The organism is Clostridium sp. 1001275B_160808_H3, assembly GCF_015550425.1.
In the GTDB taxonomy this organism is placed as follows: Bacteria; Bacillota; Clostridia; order Clostridiales; family Clostridiaceae; genus Clostridium.
This window is the reverse complement of the sequence record NZ_JADNAT010000004.1, coordinates 178007-198879: the sequence shown is the minus strand read 5'-3', so window position 1 is coordinate 198879 and position 20873 is coordinate 178007. Positions and strand designations below refer to the sequence as shown.

General features: G+C 28.1%; 17 protein-coding genes and 1 riboswitch. All 17 genes read right to left on the bottom strand.

Annotated features, from left to right (window positions below):
* Positions 1–3: 3 nt before the first annotated feature.
* Complete coding sequence (locus tag I2A75_RS05015; protein ID WP_195263373.1) at positions 4–963, bottom strand: ABC transporter permease subunit; 960 nt, start codon at positions 961–963, stop codon at positions 4–6.
* Between the two features lie 68 nt (positions 964–1031).
* Positions 1032–2726 carry a sugar ABC transporter substrate-binding protein gene (locus tag I2A75_RS05010; RefSeq protein WP_207733759.1) on the bottom strand — a complete coding sequence of 565 codons (1695 nt, stop codon included), beginning with the start codon at positions 2724–2726 and terminating at the stop codon, positions 1032–1034.
* A 143-nt stretch (positions 2727–2869) separates the two neighbouring features.
* On the bottom strand, positions 2870–4966 hold the full coding sequence (locus tag I2A75_RS05005) for an alpha-glucuronidase family glycosyl hydrolase (RefSeq protein ID WP_195263372.1): 2097 nt from the start codon (positions 4964–4966) through the stop codon (positions 2870–2872).
* Positions 4967–5210: 244 nt separating this feature from the next.
* On the bottom strand, positions 5211–6497 hold the full coding sequence (locus tag I2A75_RS05000) for an MFS transporter (RefSeq protein WP_195263371.1): 1287 nt from the start codon (positions 6495–6497) through the stop codon (positions 5211–5213).
* A gap of 263 nt (positions 6498–6760) precedes the next feature.
* Positions 6761–8173, bottom strand: coding sequence for an MFS transporter (locus I2A75_RS04995; protein ID WP_195263370.1), 1413 nt, complete (start codon positions 8171–8173; stop codon positions 6761–6763).
* Between the two features lie 150 nt (positions 8174–8323).
* Positions 8324–9007: an HD domain-containing protein gene (locus I2A75_RS04990; RefSeq protein WP_195263369.1), complete on the bottom strand. Its 684-nt coding sequence runs from the start codon at positions 9005–9007 to the stop codon at positions 8324–8326.
* Positions 9008–9389: 382 nt separating this feature from the next.
* Complete coding sequence (locus tag I2A75_RS04985; protein WP_195263368.1) at positions 9390–10055, bottom strand: deoxynucleoside kinase; 666 nt, start codon at positions 10053–10055, stop codon at positions 9390–9392.
* Between the two features lie 549 nt (positions 10056–10604).
* Positions 10605–11582: a diaminopimelate dehydrogenase gene (locus I2A75_RS04980; RefSeq protein WP_195263367.1), complete on the bottom strand. Its 978-nt coding sequence runs from the start codon at positions 11580–11582 to the stop codon at positions 10605–10607.
* 304 nt (positions 11583–11886) lie between these two features.
* Complete coding sequence (locus I2A75_RS04975; protein ID WP_195263366.1) at positions 11887–12609, bottom strand: ABC transporter ATP-binding protein; 723 nt, start codon at positions 12607–12609, stop codon at positions 11887–11889.
* Positions 12590–13597 carry an ABC transporter substrate-binding protein gene (locus I2A75_RS04970; RefSeq protein ID WP_195263365.1) on the bottom strand — a complete coding sequence of 336 codons (1008 nt, stop codon included), beginning with the start codon at positions 13595–13597 and terminating at the stop codon, positions 12590–12592. Before I2A75_RS04970 ends, I2A75_RS04975 begins: the two co-directional genes overlap by 20 nt.
* A gap of 34 nt (positions 13598–13631) precedes the next feature.
* The gene (locus I2A75_RS04965; RefSeq protein ID WP_195263364.1) at positions 13632–14408 is read right to left on the bottom strand and encodes an ABC transporter permease; all 777 of its coding nucleotides are present in this window, start codon (positions 14406–14408) and stop codon (positions 13632–13634) included.
* Positions 14380–14670: a thiamine-binding protein gene (locus tag I2A75_RS04960; RefSeq protein ID WP_195263363.1), complete on the bottom strand. Its 291-nt coding sequence runs from the start codon at positions 14668–14670 to the stop codon at positions 14380–14382. Before I2A75_RS04960 ends, I2A75_RS04965 begins: the two co-directional genes overlap by 29 nt.
* A 120-nt stretch (positions 14671–14790) precedes the next feature.
* A riboswitch (TPP riboswitch) is annotated at positions 14791–14898 on the bottom strand.
* 125 nt (positions 14899–15023) lie between these two features.
* Positions 15024–15260, bottom strand: coding sequence for a hypothetical protein (locus I2A75_RS04955; protein WP_195263362.1), 237 nt, complete (start codon positions 15258–15260; stop codon positions 15024–15026).
* Between the two features lie 118 nt (positions 15261–15378).
* A complete protein-coding gene (locus tag I2A75_RS04950) occupies positions 15379–16113 on the bottom strand; it encodes a TatD family hydrolase (protein WP_195263361.1) in 735 nt (244 codons plus the stop codon).
* Positions 16114–16470: 357 nt separating this feature from the next.
* Positions 16471–17880, bottom strand: a complete 1410-nt coding sequence (ascB, locus tag I2A75_RS04945; protein ID WP_347707752.1) for a 6-phospho-beta-glucosidase — start codon at positions 17878–17880, stop codon at positions 16471–16473.
* Positions 17881–17894: 14 nt separating this feature from the next.
* Positions 17895–19754, bottom strand: a complete 1860-nt coding sequence (locus tag I2A75_RS04940; protein WP_195263360.1) for a beta-glucoside-specific PTS transporter subunit IIABC — start codon at positions 19752–19754, stop codon at positions 17895–17897.
* A gap of 142 nt (positions 19755–19896) precedes the next feature.
* On the bottom strand, positions 19897–20739 hold the full coding sequence (locus I2A75_RS04935; RefSeq protein WP_195263359.1) for a PRD domain-containing protein: 843 nt from the start codon (positions 20737–20739) through the stop codon (positions 19897–19899).
* Positions 20740–20873 lie beyond the last annotated feature (134 nt).

Here is a 20873-nt window from a genome sequence, read left to right as displayed (position 1 = left end):
CCCTTAGAATAATCTTTCTTCGCCCATTGATTTTGCAAACTTATTAGCTAAGAATATTAAGACTATACTTATTACACTTTTAAATATACCAGCTGCTGTTGCCAAAGAATAATTTCCGAGGCTTATTCCATATTTAAGCACAAAAATATCTATAGTTTGTGATACTTCTTGTATTAAGCCATTTCCTAATAAGTATTGAACTTCAAATCCAGCATTTAGTATATTTCCTATATTTATCAATAATAATATAAAAATCGTAGGCTTTATTCCTGGTAAGGTTACATGTAACATCTTTTGAAATCTTCCTGCTCCATCTATTTCTGCAGCTTCATACAAGTCTGGATTTATAGAAGTTATAGCAGCTAAGTAAATTATACTTCCCCAACCTACTTCCTTCCATACATTAGCTGCACCTACTATTCCCCAGAAATATTTAGTTTCTGCAAAGAAATTTATAGGCTTTTCTAGTACATTAAACCAAACTAATAATTGATTAATTATTCCTGTTTCAGGTGATAAAACTTCAGCAACAATTCCTGTTACTATTATCCATGATAAGAAATGTGGTAAATATGATACTGTTTGTACAAATTTTTTAGATAACATATTTTTTACTTCATTTAATAATAATGCAAATCCTATTGAGCAAACAAAACTTAAAGTTAAATTTATTAAGCTCATAGCCAAAGTATTTCTAATTACTTTTAAAAAAGTAGGGTCTGCAAATAAAAATTTAAATTGATCTAATCCCACCCATACTTGATTAAAAAGGCCTTTTGCAGGCTTAAAATTTTGAAATGCCATTACCCATCCTACAAGAGGAGCATAGCAAAAAATAAATACATATATTATAAATGGAATTGACATTAAAACTAGACTTTTCTGTTTCTTTATTGTATTCCATAAATTTTTGTTAGGTTTTTTTTCTACTTTTAAAGTTGGCTTATTAAGTTCTAATTGCATCCCAAAACTCTCCTTCTTAATTTTCTTAATTTCAAATAAGGGGGAAGCTTTTATACTTCCCCTATTTTTTATTTATTAAATAATTCTGCTCTTCTCTTAGCTTCTTTAAGTAAAGCTTCTTCATAAGCTTTTACATCAGCTTGAGTTGTTAAAGTAGTTTGATATTCATTCCAAGTTGATTCAAAATCACTTCCGCCACTCATAACTACCTTTGGAAGCCATTGTTTCTTTATTTCATCCATTTTTTGCATTGCTATTCCAGCAGGTGTTTCTGCTGTTAAAGTACCTGCAAAGGAGTAAATTGGGAACCAAGGTTGATTCTTTTCAGCAGGTTCTGGCATAAAGTCTGTAAACTTTGTAAATTTATAAGCATCTAATATTTCTTTATCTACTGGTTTTAAGCTATCATAGAATTCTTTTGGTTGTTCGCTTGGTATTACTGAATTTTTTCCATCCTCTAATAATCCTTTAAATTGTGGCATATATGTGTACATGCATAGATTTTCATTAACCCAGTCTTGATTTCTATTATTATTTCTTTGTTCTTCTGTTCTGTAGAATAAGCCGTCATCTCCAACCTTATAATCTACATCTTTTTCTCCCCAGTATCTTAATATCATTACTTCATCACTTAGTAAATCATTAACTACTTGTAAAGCACCTTCAACATCTTTACAATTTACTGATATTCCAAGTCCTCCACCAGCATTTATTGCTGATCTATTTCTGTAATTAGATGTTACGTTTGGATCTAAAGTTAATCCTAGAGGTACATAAGTTCTTTCGTCTAATCCTTGTTGTACTAATGATGCTTCAGCAGTTAGGAATTGCCATCCTTGATCTACCATTCCTAAAACTCTACCTGTTGAAAGTTTAGAAACATATTGGTCATAAGATGATGTAAATGTTTCTGGATCTATTATTCCTTTATTAAACATTTCATTAAGCTTTTCAAAATATTTTTTTGCTTCTGGTAAAGTATCATAACTCTTTACAGTTATTTTGTTTACATCTATAGATGTACCATCACCAGGTTTTGGATCTATAGCAGCTTTACCATCATTAGGATATCCTGCTAAGAATAGAGGTGGATTTTCTAAACAGAAATATCTCCAGTCGTCTGATAATATTTCAAATCCAATAGTAGGTTGTCCATTTATTTCTGGATTTGCTGCTTTATATTTTTCAATTAAATCAAAATACTCATCAACAGTCTTAATTGTAGGATAATTAGCCCACTTTAGCACTGCTTTTTGAATCCAGAAGGCTTCATCATTGTGCTTAGTTTGCATATCCTTTCCTTTTATATTACCAAATTGAGGTATATAATAAATATGTCCATCTTCTTTTCTTACTTTATCCCAGTCACTTTCTGACCATAGATTTTTTATATTAGGATATTTATCTATATATTCATCTAGAGCTATTAAAGCACCTGCATCAACTAAAGCTTGTGTTCCATCTCCACCATCAAGGAAATCTGGATAATCTCCACCAGCTATCATTACACCTATTCTTTCCTTTGCGGTTTGACCTGTAAGCCATGTTTCAGTAATTTTAGCTCCTATTTTTTCTGCTATAGCTTTTTTAAGTCTATTGTCAGGAACTTCTTTACCTGCTACTGCATAAAAAGCACTAAATTCCTTGATTCCATCCTTATTAACATTTGAATTTTCATCTGATCCTTTACTAGAACATCCAGTAAAAATACTTAAAGCTACCATTGAAGTTAAAACCAAACTTAATAACTTTTTTGTTCTCATTATTCAAATCCCCTCACATTGTTTTCGTTTACATTGCATGCATACAATTATTTTTAAGATTTAAATCTATTAATTAAATTTTAACATTTACACTTTAAATAACAACCTCCTAAATTATAGTAAAAAATACCACAAATTATAGATTAATATATTTTTCCATTTTCATCATCGCTTATTCCTGACATTCTATAAAAATAAGTATTAACTCTATCCCTCCATTCTCTAGCATTTTCTAATTGTTCATTAAGCTTCACTTTAAGATGCCTATATATATCTTCATTTATAAGCTCCTTTATTTCATCTAATTTATCTATAAATTTTTCTACTAAATCATATCCTTCGAAATGTGAATCATATATATGCTGAATTACTGTTTTTCCACTTTTCAATATATGAGTATATTTAACATTATGGAAAAATAATAATAATTCATCTGGACATCTATTTATATCTTCATATATTTCTTTTAATGGTGATTTATATTGTTCTATATATCTTGTTCCACTTTTTATCGTTCTATCTATTCCTATCCCATTACAATCTGCTCTATTATATGTTCCCCATGGAGAATATTCGTATCCATCAATATCAGGTCCATAATGATGCCCTGGTGAAACCATCCATCCAACTCCTAGAGGTGATGTATAATTTTCATAGCTTTTCCATGAATTTAGTAATATAAATTTAAGGTTGCTCAATACTATGTCATTATTTCCAAAAGTAAGCTTAATCCATTCATCTACTATTTCTTCGCTAGTTATTTTGCTATTCCATATTAATCTTCCATATCCATAAAGATTAGCTTGGGCTAAAAAATTTCCAGTCCAATTCAAGTCATTTCCAATATTAGATATTGCTGCTATCCCTTTAATTCTTTCTTTAACACTTGAATCATCACTACTTGAATAAATTTTAAAATCTAAAATTTCCTTCCACCATGGAATTAGAAAGCATACATCTTTTTGTTGTCCTGTATATTCTTGAGTTATTTGAAGCTCTAATATTTTATTTGTATTATCCATTCCTCCAAATAAAGGGGAAATAGGCTCTCTTACTTGAAAATCCATAGGACCATTTTTAATTTGTAAATATACATTATCTAAAAATTCTCCATCAAGTGGACTAAAACATTCAAAGGCTGCTTTAGCTCTATCTGTTGAATAATCGCGCCAATCCTGTTTGCAATTATAAACAAAGCATCTCCATATTAATATTCCTCCATATGGTTTTAAAGCTTTTGCTAACATATTTGCACCATCTGCATGATTTCTTCCATAAGTAAAAGGTCCTGGTCTTCCTTCTGAATCAGCTTTCACCATAAACCCGCCCAAGTTAGGTATATTATTATAAACCAATTTAACTCTTTCTTCCCACCATTTTATTACTTTTGCATCTAATGGGTCTGCTGTATCTAGCTCTTTCAAAGTTATAGGAGCTGCAAAATTTATACTAAGATATATTTTTATTCCCCATTTACTCATAATATCATTAATTGTTTTTACCATATCTATTTTATTATCAATAAAATAAGTTTCCTCTTTATGAACATTAGTATTATTTATAACTATTCCATTAACACCTATAGATGCTAAAACCCTAGCATAATCATTAATTCTATCTAAATCATCTGCAAGTTTATATTCATCATTAAATGCTTCTCTTATTAAATCACTGCTTGCAGGTATACCTATAACCTTCATTATTTCCTTCATTTTATTTTTATTTCTTACACTTTCATAAAATATAGAGCTACCAGCAAAGCCTCTTTCAACTGTTCCGTCTATATTATCCCATTGGTTTATAAGCCTTAGTTCATTTTCTGTATTTTCTATTATAGGATCTTCAGTAATTTCAATATTTTGTTCTAATAGTCTTAATAAATGAAAAACTCCATATAAAATTCCACTTTCATCTTGTGATGAAACACTTACAAAGCTCTTATCTTCTAAAAAGTTTTGTTTAATTTCATAGCCATTTTTTCTTAATGTATTAATATTTTTAATTTCTAGTTTTATATACTTACTAGCTTGTATATCATTTTTATTTACATATAAACTTTGAGTTACCTTTTCATCATAAGCATGCTTTAATGCTTTTTCTAACTCTAATAAAGAATTTTTTATAATATCACTTGATTTGTAATCTACAAATATACATTTTAAATATTCCTTATAATTAGAATTTTTAATTTCTCTATGACTAAGCCAAGCTAAATACATATCATTATTTTTATCTATCATCTCAAATCCCCCTCATCAAAATATAATTGTTAAAATTGTATTTATATCAAAATATCCCATTATAAACCAAAAAATAAGCAAATAAATTTGCTTATTTAGTTTATACAATAAAATTTTATCATTTATAAATTTTCTTAACAACAATACATATTATAGAAAAAAATACTAATAATTTTAGTTTTAAGTAAAATTATTAGTATTTTTCATTTTATATTCTCATTTCATTTTATATTCTCATTTAATTTTATATTTCCTCGATATCAACTAACTTTGCTTTTTCTTCTTCCATTGTTATAGCAATCAATTTTCTTTTATATGAAAGCACTGCTAATATCATTATTCCAGATGAAATTAAAAATATAATTGGCACACTTATTTTATCAAAAAGGTATCCATACATCATATTACTTAATGGCATTGCAATCATACAGCCAGTTCCCATAACTGTCGATACCCTTCCCATAAAATCTAATGGAACAATATATTGAAAATTTGTATTTAAAAATGTATTTGCAAGTGCTATAAATAAACATATAGTAAAAGTTACTATTAACATTAATAAATATAAATATATTTTACTACCACTTATTGAAACTAAAGAATCAAAAGCTACAACAGCATATCCTGATAAAGCTATGGACGATATCATCAAACTGCTGTAAATGTTCTTTCCAACAGAATTCTTTTTAGAAAGCCATCCTACAAAAAAAGTTGCAACTATCATTCCTATTACTCCAATAGAATCTACTATCCCGTATTGAAAATCTGAAACTTTAAGGATACTTTTACTGATATAAATACTTCCTATAGTAAAAGCACCAAAAGAAAAATTTAAAATCATTGCTAAACTAATTATATTTATAATATCTTTTCTTTTTTTAATAAAGCCTATTCCTTCTTTAAATTCTCTAGTAAAGCTCTTTAAAGAAAGCTTACCTTTTTCCTTAATATTTTTAGGAATAACTAAAAAGATTTCTGAAATCGCTGAAATCAAAAATGAAATTGAATTTACTATAAAAACAGCCTCTAATCCAAAACCTCCATAAACTACTGCAGCAATAGCAGGTGATACTACATTTCCAATAGACATTATGAGTGAATTCAACGCATTAGCTTCTACTAAATCTTCCTTTTTTGTTATGGTAGGAATTATTGTCTGAAGAGTTGGATTATCTATAGTAGAAATTAAAGAAAGTGTTATTACTAAAATATAAATATAACTTAATGGCATTTCCCCTGTAATAAAATACATGATAGCGAAAATTGTTACTACTGCTCCACTAACTAAATCTAAAATAATTAAAATTTTCTTTCTATCAAACCAATCAACTATTACTCCAGCAAATGGTGATAATATTAGCTCTGGAATTAAAGCAACAGAAAGTATAGATGCAAATTTAGATGCTGATCCCGTAGTGTTTAATACAAATAGTGATAATGCAAAACTTTGCATATATGACCCAATTAAAGATGTTATTTTTCCAAACATTAGAAGTGAAAAGTTTTTGTCTTTCAAAAGATTAATTTTCATTTTTCCCCCTTTTTATACTATAAAAATTCATATTAGTATTGTTTCCCCAAATTTATTAGTTATTTTTATAGAACACTGGTATATTCAAAATATTATTTTAATATCTATACCAAATATATTTACAAATAATTACTATAATACCATATTGCAGTAACATTATCTCGTTCGCAAACAACCTTTTCTAAATTTTAATACTTTTATATTCAAAAAGGTATAGAATACTTTTTCAATTCTATACCTTTCTACTATGTTTATAAATTCAATTAACTTAATGACTTCGATTTTTTATTTATAACTCTAAGTAATGTTAAAATAGCTCCAACTAAACAAATACATCCAATTCCAACGAATACAAATCTCATACCATATATAAAAGCATCTGCTCTTCCTTCTATATATCCTGTAACTTTATATCCAATTTTACTACTCATTCTACTATATAAGAGGCTTGTTGAAAGAGCTATTCCAGTTGTTGTTCCTAAATTTCTTACTAATCCATTTATACTTCCAGCAATACCAAGCTTATTTTTGTCTACTGTTGACATTATCAATGAATTATTTGGTGATTGGAAAATTCCACTTCCAAAAGATAATAATCCTACAAATATTGCAACAACTATAAGTGATGTGAATTCTGTAAATATAGTCAAACAAAATACACCTATTGTTAAAATACTTAACCCTAAAGCAGATATTTTTTCACTTCCAATTTTATCTGAAAGATGTCCACTTATAGGAGCTACAATAGCTAATATTATTGGTGAAACTGTCATCATAAATCCTGCTGCACTTGGACTAAGCTTTAATACATCTTGATAATAAAATGGTAAAATTATATTTATTGCACCTATGGCTACAAAAGATGTAAATCCACAAAATATACTTAATGAAAATAACTTATTTTTAAATATACTTATATCTAACATAGGGCTTTGTATCTTTTGCTCTATCTTTATAAACATTAACAATAATATTAAAGAAAGTATAAGAACTCCTATAATCATAGGGTTAGTATATCCTAAACTTTGACCAAAGTTTATAGATGTAAATAATAATATTACTGCAAGCATGAATAAAATAGTTCCTTTTATATCGAATGGAACTTTTTCTTTAACTTTTTCAAAGTTTAATACTTTTACTACACCAATATAAACTAAAATTCCTATAGGTATATTTATTAAAAATATGTATTCCCAAGGTGCTACTGATACTATAAGTCCACCTAATGTTGGTCCTACCATAGTTCCTAAAGCTACGGCTGTTCCTGTCATTCCAAGAGCTCTTCCTCTTTCTGTCGGAGGAAATGTTTCTGTAATTATTCCTTGATTAGTTGCCATTGCTGCCGCTGCCCCTATTGCTTGAATTATTCTAGATATAATAAGCATTATAAGGCTATTTGATAATCCACAAAGAAGTGAACCTAGAGTAAAAACTCCTATTCCAATTTTAAATACTTTACTTTTTCCAATTATATCTCCAAGTCTACCAAATAAAAGAATAGTTGCACATATAGTTATTAAATAACTTGTAACAACCCATTCAATACCAGCCATTGTCGTCCCAAGATCTCTAGCCATTGTTGGTAGCGCTACGTTTACTATACTACTATCAAGAGTAGTCATAAAAGTCATAGGTAATACTGTAAGCAGTATAGCCCACTCTTTTTTTATCTTCATATCGTTCATCTCCTAGTCTATCTATTACATTTAATCATTATATAATACTCCTATTTTTTTAAAATGAAAATGTATTAAAAAAAACGTAGGATTAAACCTACGTTAATTTCTTAAAATTATCTCTAAAATATTCATATTTTCATAAAATTTCTAATCTAATACTATTTTATTATAATAATCTTTGAAATCCTCTTCTTTTTTCAAAATTTCTTGTGCTTCTATGTAAGGTTTCATTATTACTTCTTTACTTTCTTCCAAATAAAATTTAGCATATCCACCTTCGCCATATTTTTCTACCAAATGTGAATAAACTCTTTTATATGTCTCTTCTTCATTTAAATCACTATAATTCTTTTTTGAAAAATTATAACATCTTTCTATCATATTATATATATCTGTTGTTCTATCAGCATCTGAAACTATATATCCATATATACTTCTTGGCTCATAATCGTTTGATGCCCTATGATCCTCACATGCTTCGCTCATTAATGTAAGTTCTTCTTTATTAAACCAATTTCTTAGGTTAACATCATTTATAAGCATATCTCTTGAATGTATTTGATGAGTTTTTCTATCTATAGTCATACCTAAATCATGATATATTGCAATAGTTAATACCATGTTTTTATTTACCGGGAAATATTTTGACAATTTAATTGATGAATCTACTACAGTTGCTATATGATTTACACCATGTCCCTTATCAAAAGCTTTATAATTCTCTAAAATATTCTCTGTTAGATACATTAATAAATCTCTAGATATTTCATTATTTATAACTTCGTAACTCTCTTTGCTTATTCTTTTCTCTATTTCATTTAGATTTCTCATAAACACTTTAATAATGATTTCAATATATAAATATATAAAAAATTCATTATTAATTTCCTCCTCATTAAACTTACTATTAATCCTATTAAAAACTATTCTCTTTATATAATCGCAAACTAATACAATTCTAACATAAAAATAGACTATCCAAGAAAGCTATTTACTGAAAAATTTAATTGATTATTTTTATAAAAGGACGTCGCGTTTCGCGACTTCCTTTTATACTTTCATATTATTATTCTAAAGCGATCCCCTTTTAAGCTATTAAATTTACTTAATAAAGTTTTTAAATAAATTTTTATCTATTACTTATATATGCATATATTAATAAATTAAAAGATAAAGTAATTAAAAACTACTCTATCTTTTATCTAAATTCATATTATGCAATTTCTTCAGAAGTTCTAACTTCTCTAAGTTTTTCTTCTACTAACTCTATAAGTTTTTCTTTATCAGCTTCATTATTCACTACATCCATATTATCCATATCTATTATTAAAACTTCTGATGCATTATAACAATTTTCTACCCATGCATCATAATCTTTCCATAAGAAATGGTAATATTCCTTTAAGCTTTCATCTATTTCAAATTCTCTACCTCTTAATGCTATTCTATTTAAAACTGTTTCAAAAGAACCTTTTAAATATACCATCACATCTGGAGCCTTCTTAGGAAGCTCCTCTAATTCTTCTAGCATGTTATGTAGAAGATCCTCATATATTTTCATTTCTAAGTCGTTAATTCTGCCAAGCTCCATATTTTTCTTAGCAAAGTACCAATCTTCATAAATTGATCTATCTAAAACATTATTATTATGTACTAATGCTTCTTTTATACTTTTAAATCTAGTATTTAAAAAATAAAGTTGTAATAAAAATGGATATCTTTTCTTTTGGATTTCTTCTTCATTTTCACTATAAAACAAAGGTAAAATCGGATTATCATCTACACTCTCATAAAATACATCCGATTTAAAGTGATCTCCTAAAATTTCAGCCACAGAGCTTTTTCCAAGCCCTATCATACCACCAACAACTATCAACATGCTTCACCTATCCTTTACTTTTTGTCTTTCTCTATATTACATAATTTAAAATTTACTTTCAAGACTTGACTTTTAATTTTATACCATATATAGTATTTATTCTATCCTTAAATACCGTATATAGTAGTTATGCTATTCTTAAAATCTATATATTCACATTTATTTGAATTATCAATAAGTTTTAATTTTATATGTAAATCATATTAAATTAAAGCTATTGGTTCATTAATGGACTATATTCAAGGAAAATATATTAAAATGTGCATTAAAAAAGCTGCTCTTACAAAGCAGCAAAAATAATCATCAAAACCATTAATAAAAATATTTATCACATTATAATAAATATAAGCATATGAATTTTAATAAACAAAAAGTACTACATTACTTTATATTTTAATCCATCTACTATTCATAATTCCACTATTAATTAAACCAATATCACAATTAAATACATTCCTAATGGCATCTGCTAATAAATTGGTTATAGGATTTTTCTCTACTACATCATGCCAAATATCTCTATCTATGCTATAAAGAGATGCTCCAATTTTATAACAATTCTCTTCTTAATTCTTCTCCTGATTTTGGAGATAAATAGCTAAATGGGATATCTAGCACTGTACGTGCTCCTGTTTGCCCTTCTTTATGTAATCTATACACAGCTCTTGCATAAGATAATAGCACACAAGAAGTAAACTCTGGATTACTATCAAGCTTTAAACTAAATTCCATTCTTTGTTTTGTACCATCTCCTGTAATCCCTGTACGAATAACAAATCCCCCATGAGGCATACCCTTATGATTTTTATTCATTTCTTCTTCAGTTATAAAATTTACTGTTGTGTTATACTCTGAAAAATAATCAGGCATATTTATAATTTCATTTTTAATATAATCTAAATCTGCATCATCTTCTGGTACAACATAACAAATTCTTTCATGCTTTTCTCTAGCTGAAAAAACTTTATTATTTTCTGTACGAATCATTTCAATAGTACTTTCAATTGGTACAGTATATTGAACTCCATCCTTAACACCTTTAACTCTCCTAATAGCATTTGAATGTCCTTGACTTACACCCTTACCCCAAAAGGTATAATCTTTTCCATTTTTAAGTACTACCTGACCTAGAAGACGATTTAATGAAAATAAACCTGGATCCCAACCAACTGATATAAGTGAAATAGTACCAGCATTTTTAGTTACATTATCTAAGACATTAAAATATTCTGGAATCTTTGCATGAGTATCAAAACTATCTACTGTATTAAACATTTTTGCTATCTCAGGTGTTTGCCTTGGTAAATCAGTAGCAGAACCCCCACAAAGAATCATAACATCTATTTTCCCCTTATAACTTTCAATCTCTGAAATATGTTCTACCTTTGAAGTAGTTACTAATTTCTTTGGATTTCTTCTTGTAAAAATAGCCTCTAATTGAATATCTGGATTTTGTTCTAAAGCTAATTCTACACCTTTACCAATATTTCCATAACCTACAATACCTATTCTAATCTTATTGCCCATATACTTCCTTGGCTCTAAAACCAAGCTCCCCCTTTTTATAGATTTTAAATTTACCTTTATAATAATATTACCATATCATTTAATTTTTTCCAAAAATTCTTTTCGTTTAATAATTTAGAATATTTGTAACATAAATTTCTTCTATGTACATTAATATCTACATTAATATCTACATTAATGATGATAATACTCTTTATATATAATTAGAGTATTTTAATAACCTAATAAAAAAAGATGCTGTATCATATCAATGTTACAAAATTTTAAATTAATAACATTAGTATAATACTGCATCTTTTTCTTTTTACATAAGCTTTAATATTTCTTTTTTTATAGCTACAAATTCATCACTAGTAACTATATCTTCATTTCTCTCTTTAGGTAAATTAACTTTTATTTCACCTTTTATACTTGCAGGTTTTTCTGATATTATATATATCCTGTTAGAAAGTAATATCGCTTCTTCTATATCATGAGTTATAAATAATATAGTTGAATTCATTTTTTTAGTTAAATCTAAAAGCCATTTTTGCATCTTTCTTCTCGTCATAGAATCTAATGCTCCAAATGGTTCATCTAAAAGCATTATATCGTTAGATGTTAAATAAGTTTTTAAAAAGTTGGCTCTTTGCTTCATTCCACCTGATAATTGCAATGGATATTTATATTCAAATCCCTTAAGCCCAAATTCATCTATATGTTTTTTTACTTCTTCTCTTGCGCTCTTTTTGCTATTTCCCTTAAATATAAGTGGAATACCTATATTATCTATAACCTTTTTCCAAGGTACCATCATATCCTTTTGATACATGTAGCTTAATTTTCCATTTACCTCTACTTCTCCACTATCACTATTTATTATGTTAGTTAAAATATTAAATATTGTACTTTTACCACTACCTGATGGTCCTAGAATAGATATAAGTTCTCCCTCTTTAACATCTATATTAATATCTCTTAATATTTCCATTTCATCAAAGGACTTAGATACATTTTTTAACACAATTTTATTTTGATAAGAACTCATTTGTATAAGCCTCACTTGCTTTCATTTCCTTATTGATTAATTTATTATCATATAAGAATTTTGTATAGTTATCCCACACGCTATCTTTCATTTCTCCCCAAATCTTAGTATCTTCCATATATTTATCTGCAAGATACTTTTGGCTTTCTATTGCAAGCTCTTCACTAATTTCAGGTACTTTACTTACTAATAGCTTTGCACTTTCTTCAGGATTTGCTATAGCCTCTTCATATCCCTTAGTAGTTGCCTCCATAAACTTCTTAGCTAAATCTTTTTTGTTATTAACAGTATCTTCAGTTGCTGCAATAATTGGTGTGTAATAATCTAAAGCTGGATCTAAATCTCTAGCTGGTATATAGTTTATATCAAAACCTCTTAGCTTAGCTTCTGTATTAGTCCAAGCTTCAAATGTCCACTCAAAATCTAAATTATTCTTAGTTGCAATAAAGAAATCCTCTGTTCCCGCATCTACAATTTTTAATTTACTAAAATCTGCTCCATTTTTCTCCATTACAGCCTTTAATATAGCTTGTTCTGATGGACTTCCCCATCCACCATAAACTTTATTTTCAAAATCCTTAACTGTTTCAATGCCCTTTTCTTTTGGAGACGCAAAGCCTGATGTATTATGTTGAATTATTGCTGCTATAGCTTTAACTGGAAGTGGACTATCTGATGTTCTTGCATATGTTAAATCTTCTTGATAACTTACTGCAAAATCTCCCTTACCAGCAGCTAAAAGTTGAAGTGATGATCCTTCTGATGGTTGTATTATTTCAACATCTAAGCCAAGTTCTTTATAATATCCTTTTTCCTGTGCAACATATAATCCAGTATGATTAGTATTTGGTGTCCAATCTAAAATTACAGTTACCTTTTCTAAACCTTCAGAACTCTTTACCCCTTCATCCTTTTTGCTACATCCAGTAAATATTGTTAGTGCTGTTACTGACGCTAATACTACTGATATAATTTTCTTTTTTAACATTACTATTTCACCTCTAAATTCATTGTTCTTAATTTTATTTCTTCATACTTAGTTTTTTATTATTCCATGGAGTAAATACCTTCTCCATTAAAGAAACTAAAAGGAATATTCCCATGCTTATAGCAACTATAATTACTATTGATGCAAACATCTTATCTAATGCATATGCGCTTCTTGCTCTTGTCATATATACCCCAAGACCTCTATCGCCTCCAAGCCACTCTCCAATTACAGCTCCCATAATGCTGTATGTTGCTGCAATTCTCATACCTGAAAAGAAATTTATCATTCCATAAGGTAATTTCAAATGTAAAAATACATTAAATTTTGATGCTCCCATCAATTTAAAATGATTTATTAAATCCTTATCTACACCTTCAAGTCCATCAACTATACTTATTACTATAGGGAAAAAACACACTATAACTACAACTATTATTTTAGGTAACGCCCCAAAACCAAACCAAATTATAAATAATGGTGCAAGAGCAACTGTTGGTATAGTTTGAGAAATAACAAGAACTGGATATAAAGCTCTTTTAATTAATGGAACCATATCCATAATTATTGCTAATATAATAGATAATGCTATTGCAATTAAAAATCCTACTAGACCTTCATATAGAGTTGCAAAAATATGTGGTATCATATTTTTGAAATCTTTAATTAATACTTCTATAACATCAGTTGGAGCAGGTAATATATACTTTTCTATTCCTCCAACATTAACTATAAGTTCCCATATAATTAACAAAATTAAAATAAAAACTATAGGTGCTATCTTATTTCCTATACTTCTTAATCTTTTCATCCATCGTCACGCCTTCTTTTTTATAATCTATTTTAACCATAGATACTACTCTTGATGCACCTTCTTCGGTACAAATTTCTTGAGATTTCTTTACTATCTCTAATAGTTCTTCAAACTCACCTTCCATTGTTGTTTCCATAGCCCCTACTTCATACTTAACTCCAGTAGATGCTATATATTCAATAACCTTGTCCACAACAGGATAAATTCTATCCTCACTTACTGTTGGTATAACTTGAAGACTTACATTACAAAGTGACATAGCCCTCTCCTCCTTCTTAATATATTTAAAAGTAAACAAATCCTATTTTGTCCATAGCGTAAAAAAATACAGTATCTCTGATTAGAAATACTGTTTTATAGTTTAATTTGTATATTTTTATTCAATAACAAATAATCTCCCTACGTTGGCATTATCCAAATCAGGTTCATGGGTCAAAATAGTAACAATTTTATCTCAGGCAGTTCGCTGCCCCCCCAGATTTCTATTTACTTTTTATAATTCCATTTTATTCATCTTTACTATAAATGTCAAGTTAATCAATAATCCTTATCAATTAAAGAAGCCTATTATCTAATAAATTTAAGAAATAAATTAATTATTATATACTTATTCTAATTATTACTTTTATTTGCTCCATATAGCACAATTATAAGTCCTAAAATTCCTACTATTATTTTTATAGTTGCCATTGAAATTAAAATAGAAAATAATATTACTGATATTCCAATTATCATAATATTTAAAGACGATGATTGATTTTGAATAACTTTATAAACATACATACCTAATAAAATTAAAACTGCTATCATAATTAGCATTGGTATCCCAACAAACATAAGATTCATCATTTAACTTCCCCCCTTTCCAAATCTAATGTATATCTCAACACAAGACTTTATTTATACACAGGAGTTATCAAACAATTTAATTAAATGTCTTTGCGATATCTCCTATAATTAAATTATTCTAATTAATGATTTTTGAATAATTTTTCTCTATACTTTTCAGTAATTCATTAAGATCTATCTTCTTATAATCTGCAACTTTTTTAGCTACATCTATTATTGCACTTGGATAACCATACTCTCCATTTACCCATTCTAATGCTGTTGGTCCATCAGTTTCTATAAGTATTTTATTTAATGGTATTTTATCTAAAACTTCATTAGTTTTATCTGAATAACCTATATCTACACTTATTGTAAAATAACAACCAAGCTCAATATATTTCTCTAATGTACTTATTTCCCCACTATACCAATGTATAATAGCCTTATTATAATTATACTTTTTAAGAGTATTATAAATTTCCTCTTCTGCACCTTTCGTATGAATACTTACAAACTTATTTCTTTTAATACTTTCGTTCAATATAAAATTAAAAATCCTTCTTTGCGCTTCATAAGTGCTTGTATCCTCTACCCAAACATAATCTAGGCCTATTTCACCTATTATTTCACATTCTTCTATATATGGTATAAGCTCTTCTAAACCTCCTTTATATTCTGCTGCTTTCCATGGGTGGATACCAAAGCATGGCTTAATAAATTTGCTTTGTTTGCTATATTCTTTATTCTTAATATAGCTTTCTACATCCATACTATTAGCTAAAGTTAATATTCCATTCTTATTTATATCTTCAATTGCTTTTTCTATATTTTCTTCAAAAAAATCTAAATGTGTGTGTGCATCTATATACATAATTCCCTCCAAAAGTTCTAATATAGAATATAATTAACTCATTAATTATATTCTATATTAGTAATTTCTTAATTATATCCTTTTCCTTTTAATATTAATGATATAATTGCACTTATATCTCTATCATCTTCTATAATTAATATATTTTCTCTCATATTTCTCCCCCAAATCTACTATCTAACTAAATTATATAGTATGAATATTAACATATATTAGCAACTTATTTCCAAGTTGTAAATTTTATAATTATATCAATTATATTATACATATAAACATGCTTACAAATAAATACATTTGCCTTATTAAATAATATAAAAAAGATGATTCCCTTAAATCTAGAATCATCTTTTTATATTATTATTTTAAATTTTCTCCGTTGCTTTCTATTACTTCCTTATACCAATAGAAACTTTTCTTTTTATAACGCTCTAAACTACCTGTGCCATCATCATTACGGTCAACATAGATAAATCCATATCTTTTCTTTAGTTCAGCTGTTGATGCACTTACTAAATCTATACATCCCCAACTAGTATATCCCATAACTTCTACTCCATCTTCAATAGCTTTACCTAGTTCTACAAGATGGTCATTTAAATATTGAATTCTATAATCATCAAGTACAGTTTTTTCACCATTAACTTCTACAAGTTTATCAATTGCCCCTAATCCATTTTCAACTACAAATAGTGGCTTTTGATATCTATCATAAAAGTAATTACAAATATATCTTAATCCTTGAGGATCTATTTGCCATCCCCATTCAGATTCTTTTAAATATGGATTTTTAACTCCTGAAGTTAAATTTCCTCTTCCTTTTTCATATTTATTTATATCTTTAGCTGTACATTTACTCATATAATAGCTAAATGAAATAAAATCTACAGTATTTCTTAAAATTTCTTCATCTCCATCTTCCATCTTTATGCTTATTCCAAGTTCTTTAAATAGCTTTTTAGTATAGGATGGATATTTTCCTCTTACATGAATATCTGTAAAGAACATTAAGTCCCTATCTCTCTCCATAGATGCTATCATATCATCTGGATTTGGTGTCATAGGATAATTAACTACTCCAAGTACCATACAACCAACCTTTGCATTTGGCATAATTTCATGAGCTAATTTAACAGCTAAAGCACTTGCAACTAATTCATGATGAGCAGCTTGATACAAATCTTGCTTTGTTAACTTATCTTTAGGCGTTAAAATTCCTGCTCCCATTAAAGGAAAATGTAATACTGAATTTATTTCATTAAATGTTAGCCAATACTTAACCTTTCCTTTATAACGCTCGAATACTACCCTACAATAGTTTTCAAAGAATTTTATTAATCGTCTATCCCTCCAACCATCATAAACTTTAGCTAAATGAAGTGGTGTTTCATAATGAGAAAGTGTTATAAGTGGTTCGATTCCATATTTTAAACATTCATCAATTACATTTTCATAAAACTCTAAGCCTTTTTCATTTGGTTCTGATTCGTCACCTTTTGGGAATATTCTTGACCATGCAATAGAAAATCTTAAAACTTTAAATCCCATCTCTGCAAATAACTTTATATCTTCTTTGTATCTATGGTAAAAATCTATACCTATTAACTTTAGATTGTCTTCTATCGGATCTTCTGAAATAGGACCCATTATTCCATTTGGCATAATATCTTGAATTGATAATCCTTTTCCATCTTCTAAGTACGCACCTTCGCATTGATTTGCTGCAATGGCACCTCCCCATAGAAAGTTATCATTAAACATTGATCTCACTTTATATCCCTTCCTTATTTAAGAATTCTTATTAAAGTTTCTTTTTTATTTATGAATGTTTTTTCTGTTGGAAGAACATCCATATAATCTGCTGTATTTGTTATTATAACAGGAGTTATTATATCATAACCTTCATTTTTTATTCCTTCTTTATCGAATTCTAATAATAAATCTCCAACTTTTACATTATTTCCTTGTTCTATATGAGAAGTAAAATACTTTCCATTTAATTGAACTGTATCAATTCCTATATGAATTAAAACTTCAACTCCACTTTTACTTCTTAATCCTATAGCATGCTTCGTCTTAAATATAGATTCCACAGTTCCTTCAATTGGTGAATAAACCTTTCCTTCTGTTGGTAAAATTGCTATTCCTTTTCCCATAAGTTCCTGAGAAAAAACATCATCTTTAACTTCTGATAAAGGAAGAACCTCACCCTTTATTGGACTATTTACTACTAATTCACCTACTACTGAAGCTGCACTATTTTCTTTTTTGTCACTTTTTTCTGTCTTATTATCTTCACTTTGTGCATCTTTAAATCCAAGTATTAAAGAAGCAATTATTGTTGCTACAATTGATATAACTATTGTAATACATGCATTTCTAACATTTGCTAAGTCATCTGAAATATAAACTGGTATAGCTGCTAAACCTGCTGTTGCAGATGCATAAGTTCTTATTCCTGTTAATCCTGCATAAAGCCCTGCTATTCCGCCACCTATCATTGATGCATAAAGTGGTGTCTTTAATTTGAAGTTAACACCATAAAGTGCTGGTTCAGTAATTCCCATATAAGCAGTCATACTACTTGATAAACTTAATTGCTTTAAGTCCTTATTTTTAGTCTTTAATCCAACTACTAATGCTGATGTTGCTTGTGCGATATTAGATGCTAACATACCTGGTCCTAAAATAGTCCCATAACCTAATGTAGCATATTGAATTTGCTGTATTGGTGCAAAACAATAGTGCATTCCTGTCATTACAAAGAATGGAGTAAATGTTCCCATTATTACTGGTATAAGCCATCCTGCTCTATCATTAATAAAGTTCATTCCTACTGCTAAACCATTACCTACAATGTTTCCTAATGGCCCTAAAATTGAAAATCCAATTATAGAAGTTAATAAAATAGTAATAAGCGGTACTAAGAATACTTTCACTGAATTAGGTGATATTTTTTTAGCAAATCTTTCTATATATGATTGCGCATATATGATCAATAATATTGGTACAACACTAGATGCATAAGAAATCATAGTTATTGGAATTCCAAAAAACTTTACTGGATCTCCTGTATTTAGAGCAGAAAAACTTGGATGAAGTAACGCTGCTCCTAATATAGCTGCAAAGTATGGGCTACATTTAAATCTTTTAGCGGCTGAAAATGCTAATATTACTGGTAAAAAATAAAATACAGTATCACTTATAAATGTTAAGAATATATAAGTTTGAGTACCTGCATCTACAAATCCAAAGGCCTTTAATATAGCTAATACAGCTTTTATCATACCTGAACCTGCAAGTGCTGGTATAACCGGAGTAAATATAGCAGTTATTGTTCCTAATATCTTATTTATTATTCCTGTCTCATTATCTTCTGAAGATGATTCATTCTCTCCAAAGTTACCAAGCTTATGAAATTCATCACAAACCTTACTTACATTAGTTCCTATTATAACTTGGAATTGTCCATTTTTATTTACTACACCTTGTACTCCTTGTAGTTTTTTAATTGCTTCAGCATCTGCCTTACTAATATCGTTTAAGTTAAATCTTAAACGTGTCATACAATTAGTAACACTTGCAACATTTTTTTCTCCTCCAACTAATTTCAATAAATCAGTTGCTAAATTCTTATAGTTCATATTTTCCTTCTCCTTTTCTATTATTTTTATTTATTAAAAAAGACCTAGAGTGTATGTAATAAATAATTAATAGTCCATTTATTACATACACTCTAGGTCTTGCCTGCTTAATCAGTAACAATCCTAGTAAAAATAATCTCATTTAATTTTCATTTATAGTTATTCTTTTTATATGAACAGTTAAATATACTAATTCATCACCTGATAATCTTCTATTATATTTGTTCTTTATTAAATCTGCAATTTTCAAACTGCATCCATACTCCTTAGGATATCTAACCTTTACTATTTCTTCAAAATCTTTATCTACTTCTTTTACTTCTTCACTATTATTCAATACCCTATAAGCAAAAAACTTTAAATGAGTAATAAATCTTGTATAATATAAATCATCTTCCTTAAAGTCTATTTTGTATTGATATCTTATTATATTTAACACATTTTGTATTAACTCTGTAACCTTGATTGTATCTCTATTACTTTCAGAACCCAACTCTGAGTTCACAACATGCATAGCAATAGATGCTGCCTCATCTTCAGGTAATTCTACATCAAATTCTTCATTTATTAATTCTAAAGCCTTTAGTCCTATGTTAAATTCATCTGGATAAAATCTTTTTACTTCCCATAGAAGTGCATTACTAAATTGCAACCCAGATTTTTGTCTGGAAACAGCGAAACTAATATGATCTGTTAATGTAAGGTAAACATTTTCATTAAGCTCATGATCTAACTTTTGTTGTGCATATTTTATGATATTTTCAGTAACTCTCATGTACTCCATTGGAATTTGGGTTAAGAGAGAATATAGTTTTCCTGCTACATTTTTTGATTTTAAGAAGAATTCCTTCTCTATTTTCTTTTTATCTACTTCATCGCCTTTTTTCTTCTGAAATCCTATTCCTGATCCTAAAAGAATCCTTTCTTGATTTCTTTCATTAACAGCGCATATTACATTATTGTTTATTATACGTGTAATCCTCATAGATGCCTCCTACTGTAATATTACAGAAAATAAAAATAAACCTAAACATTAAGTAAATATACACAAATATATACTTACTTAATGCTTAGGTCTTGCCTGCTTTCCAGTAACAATCCTAATTAAAACAAATAATA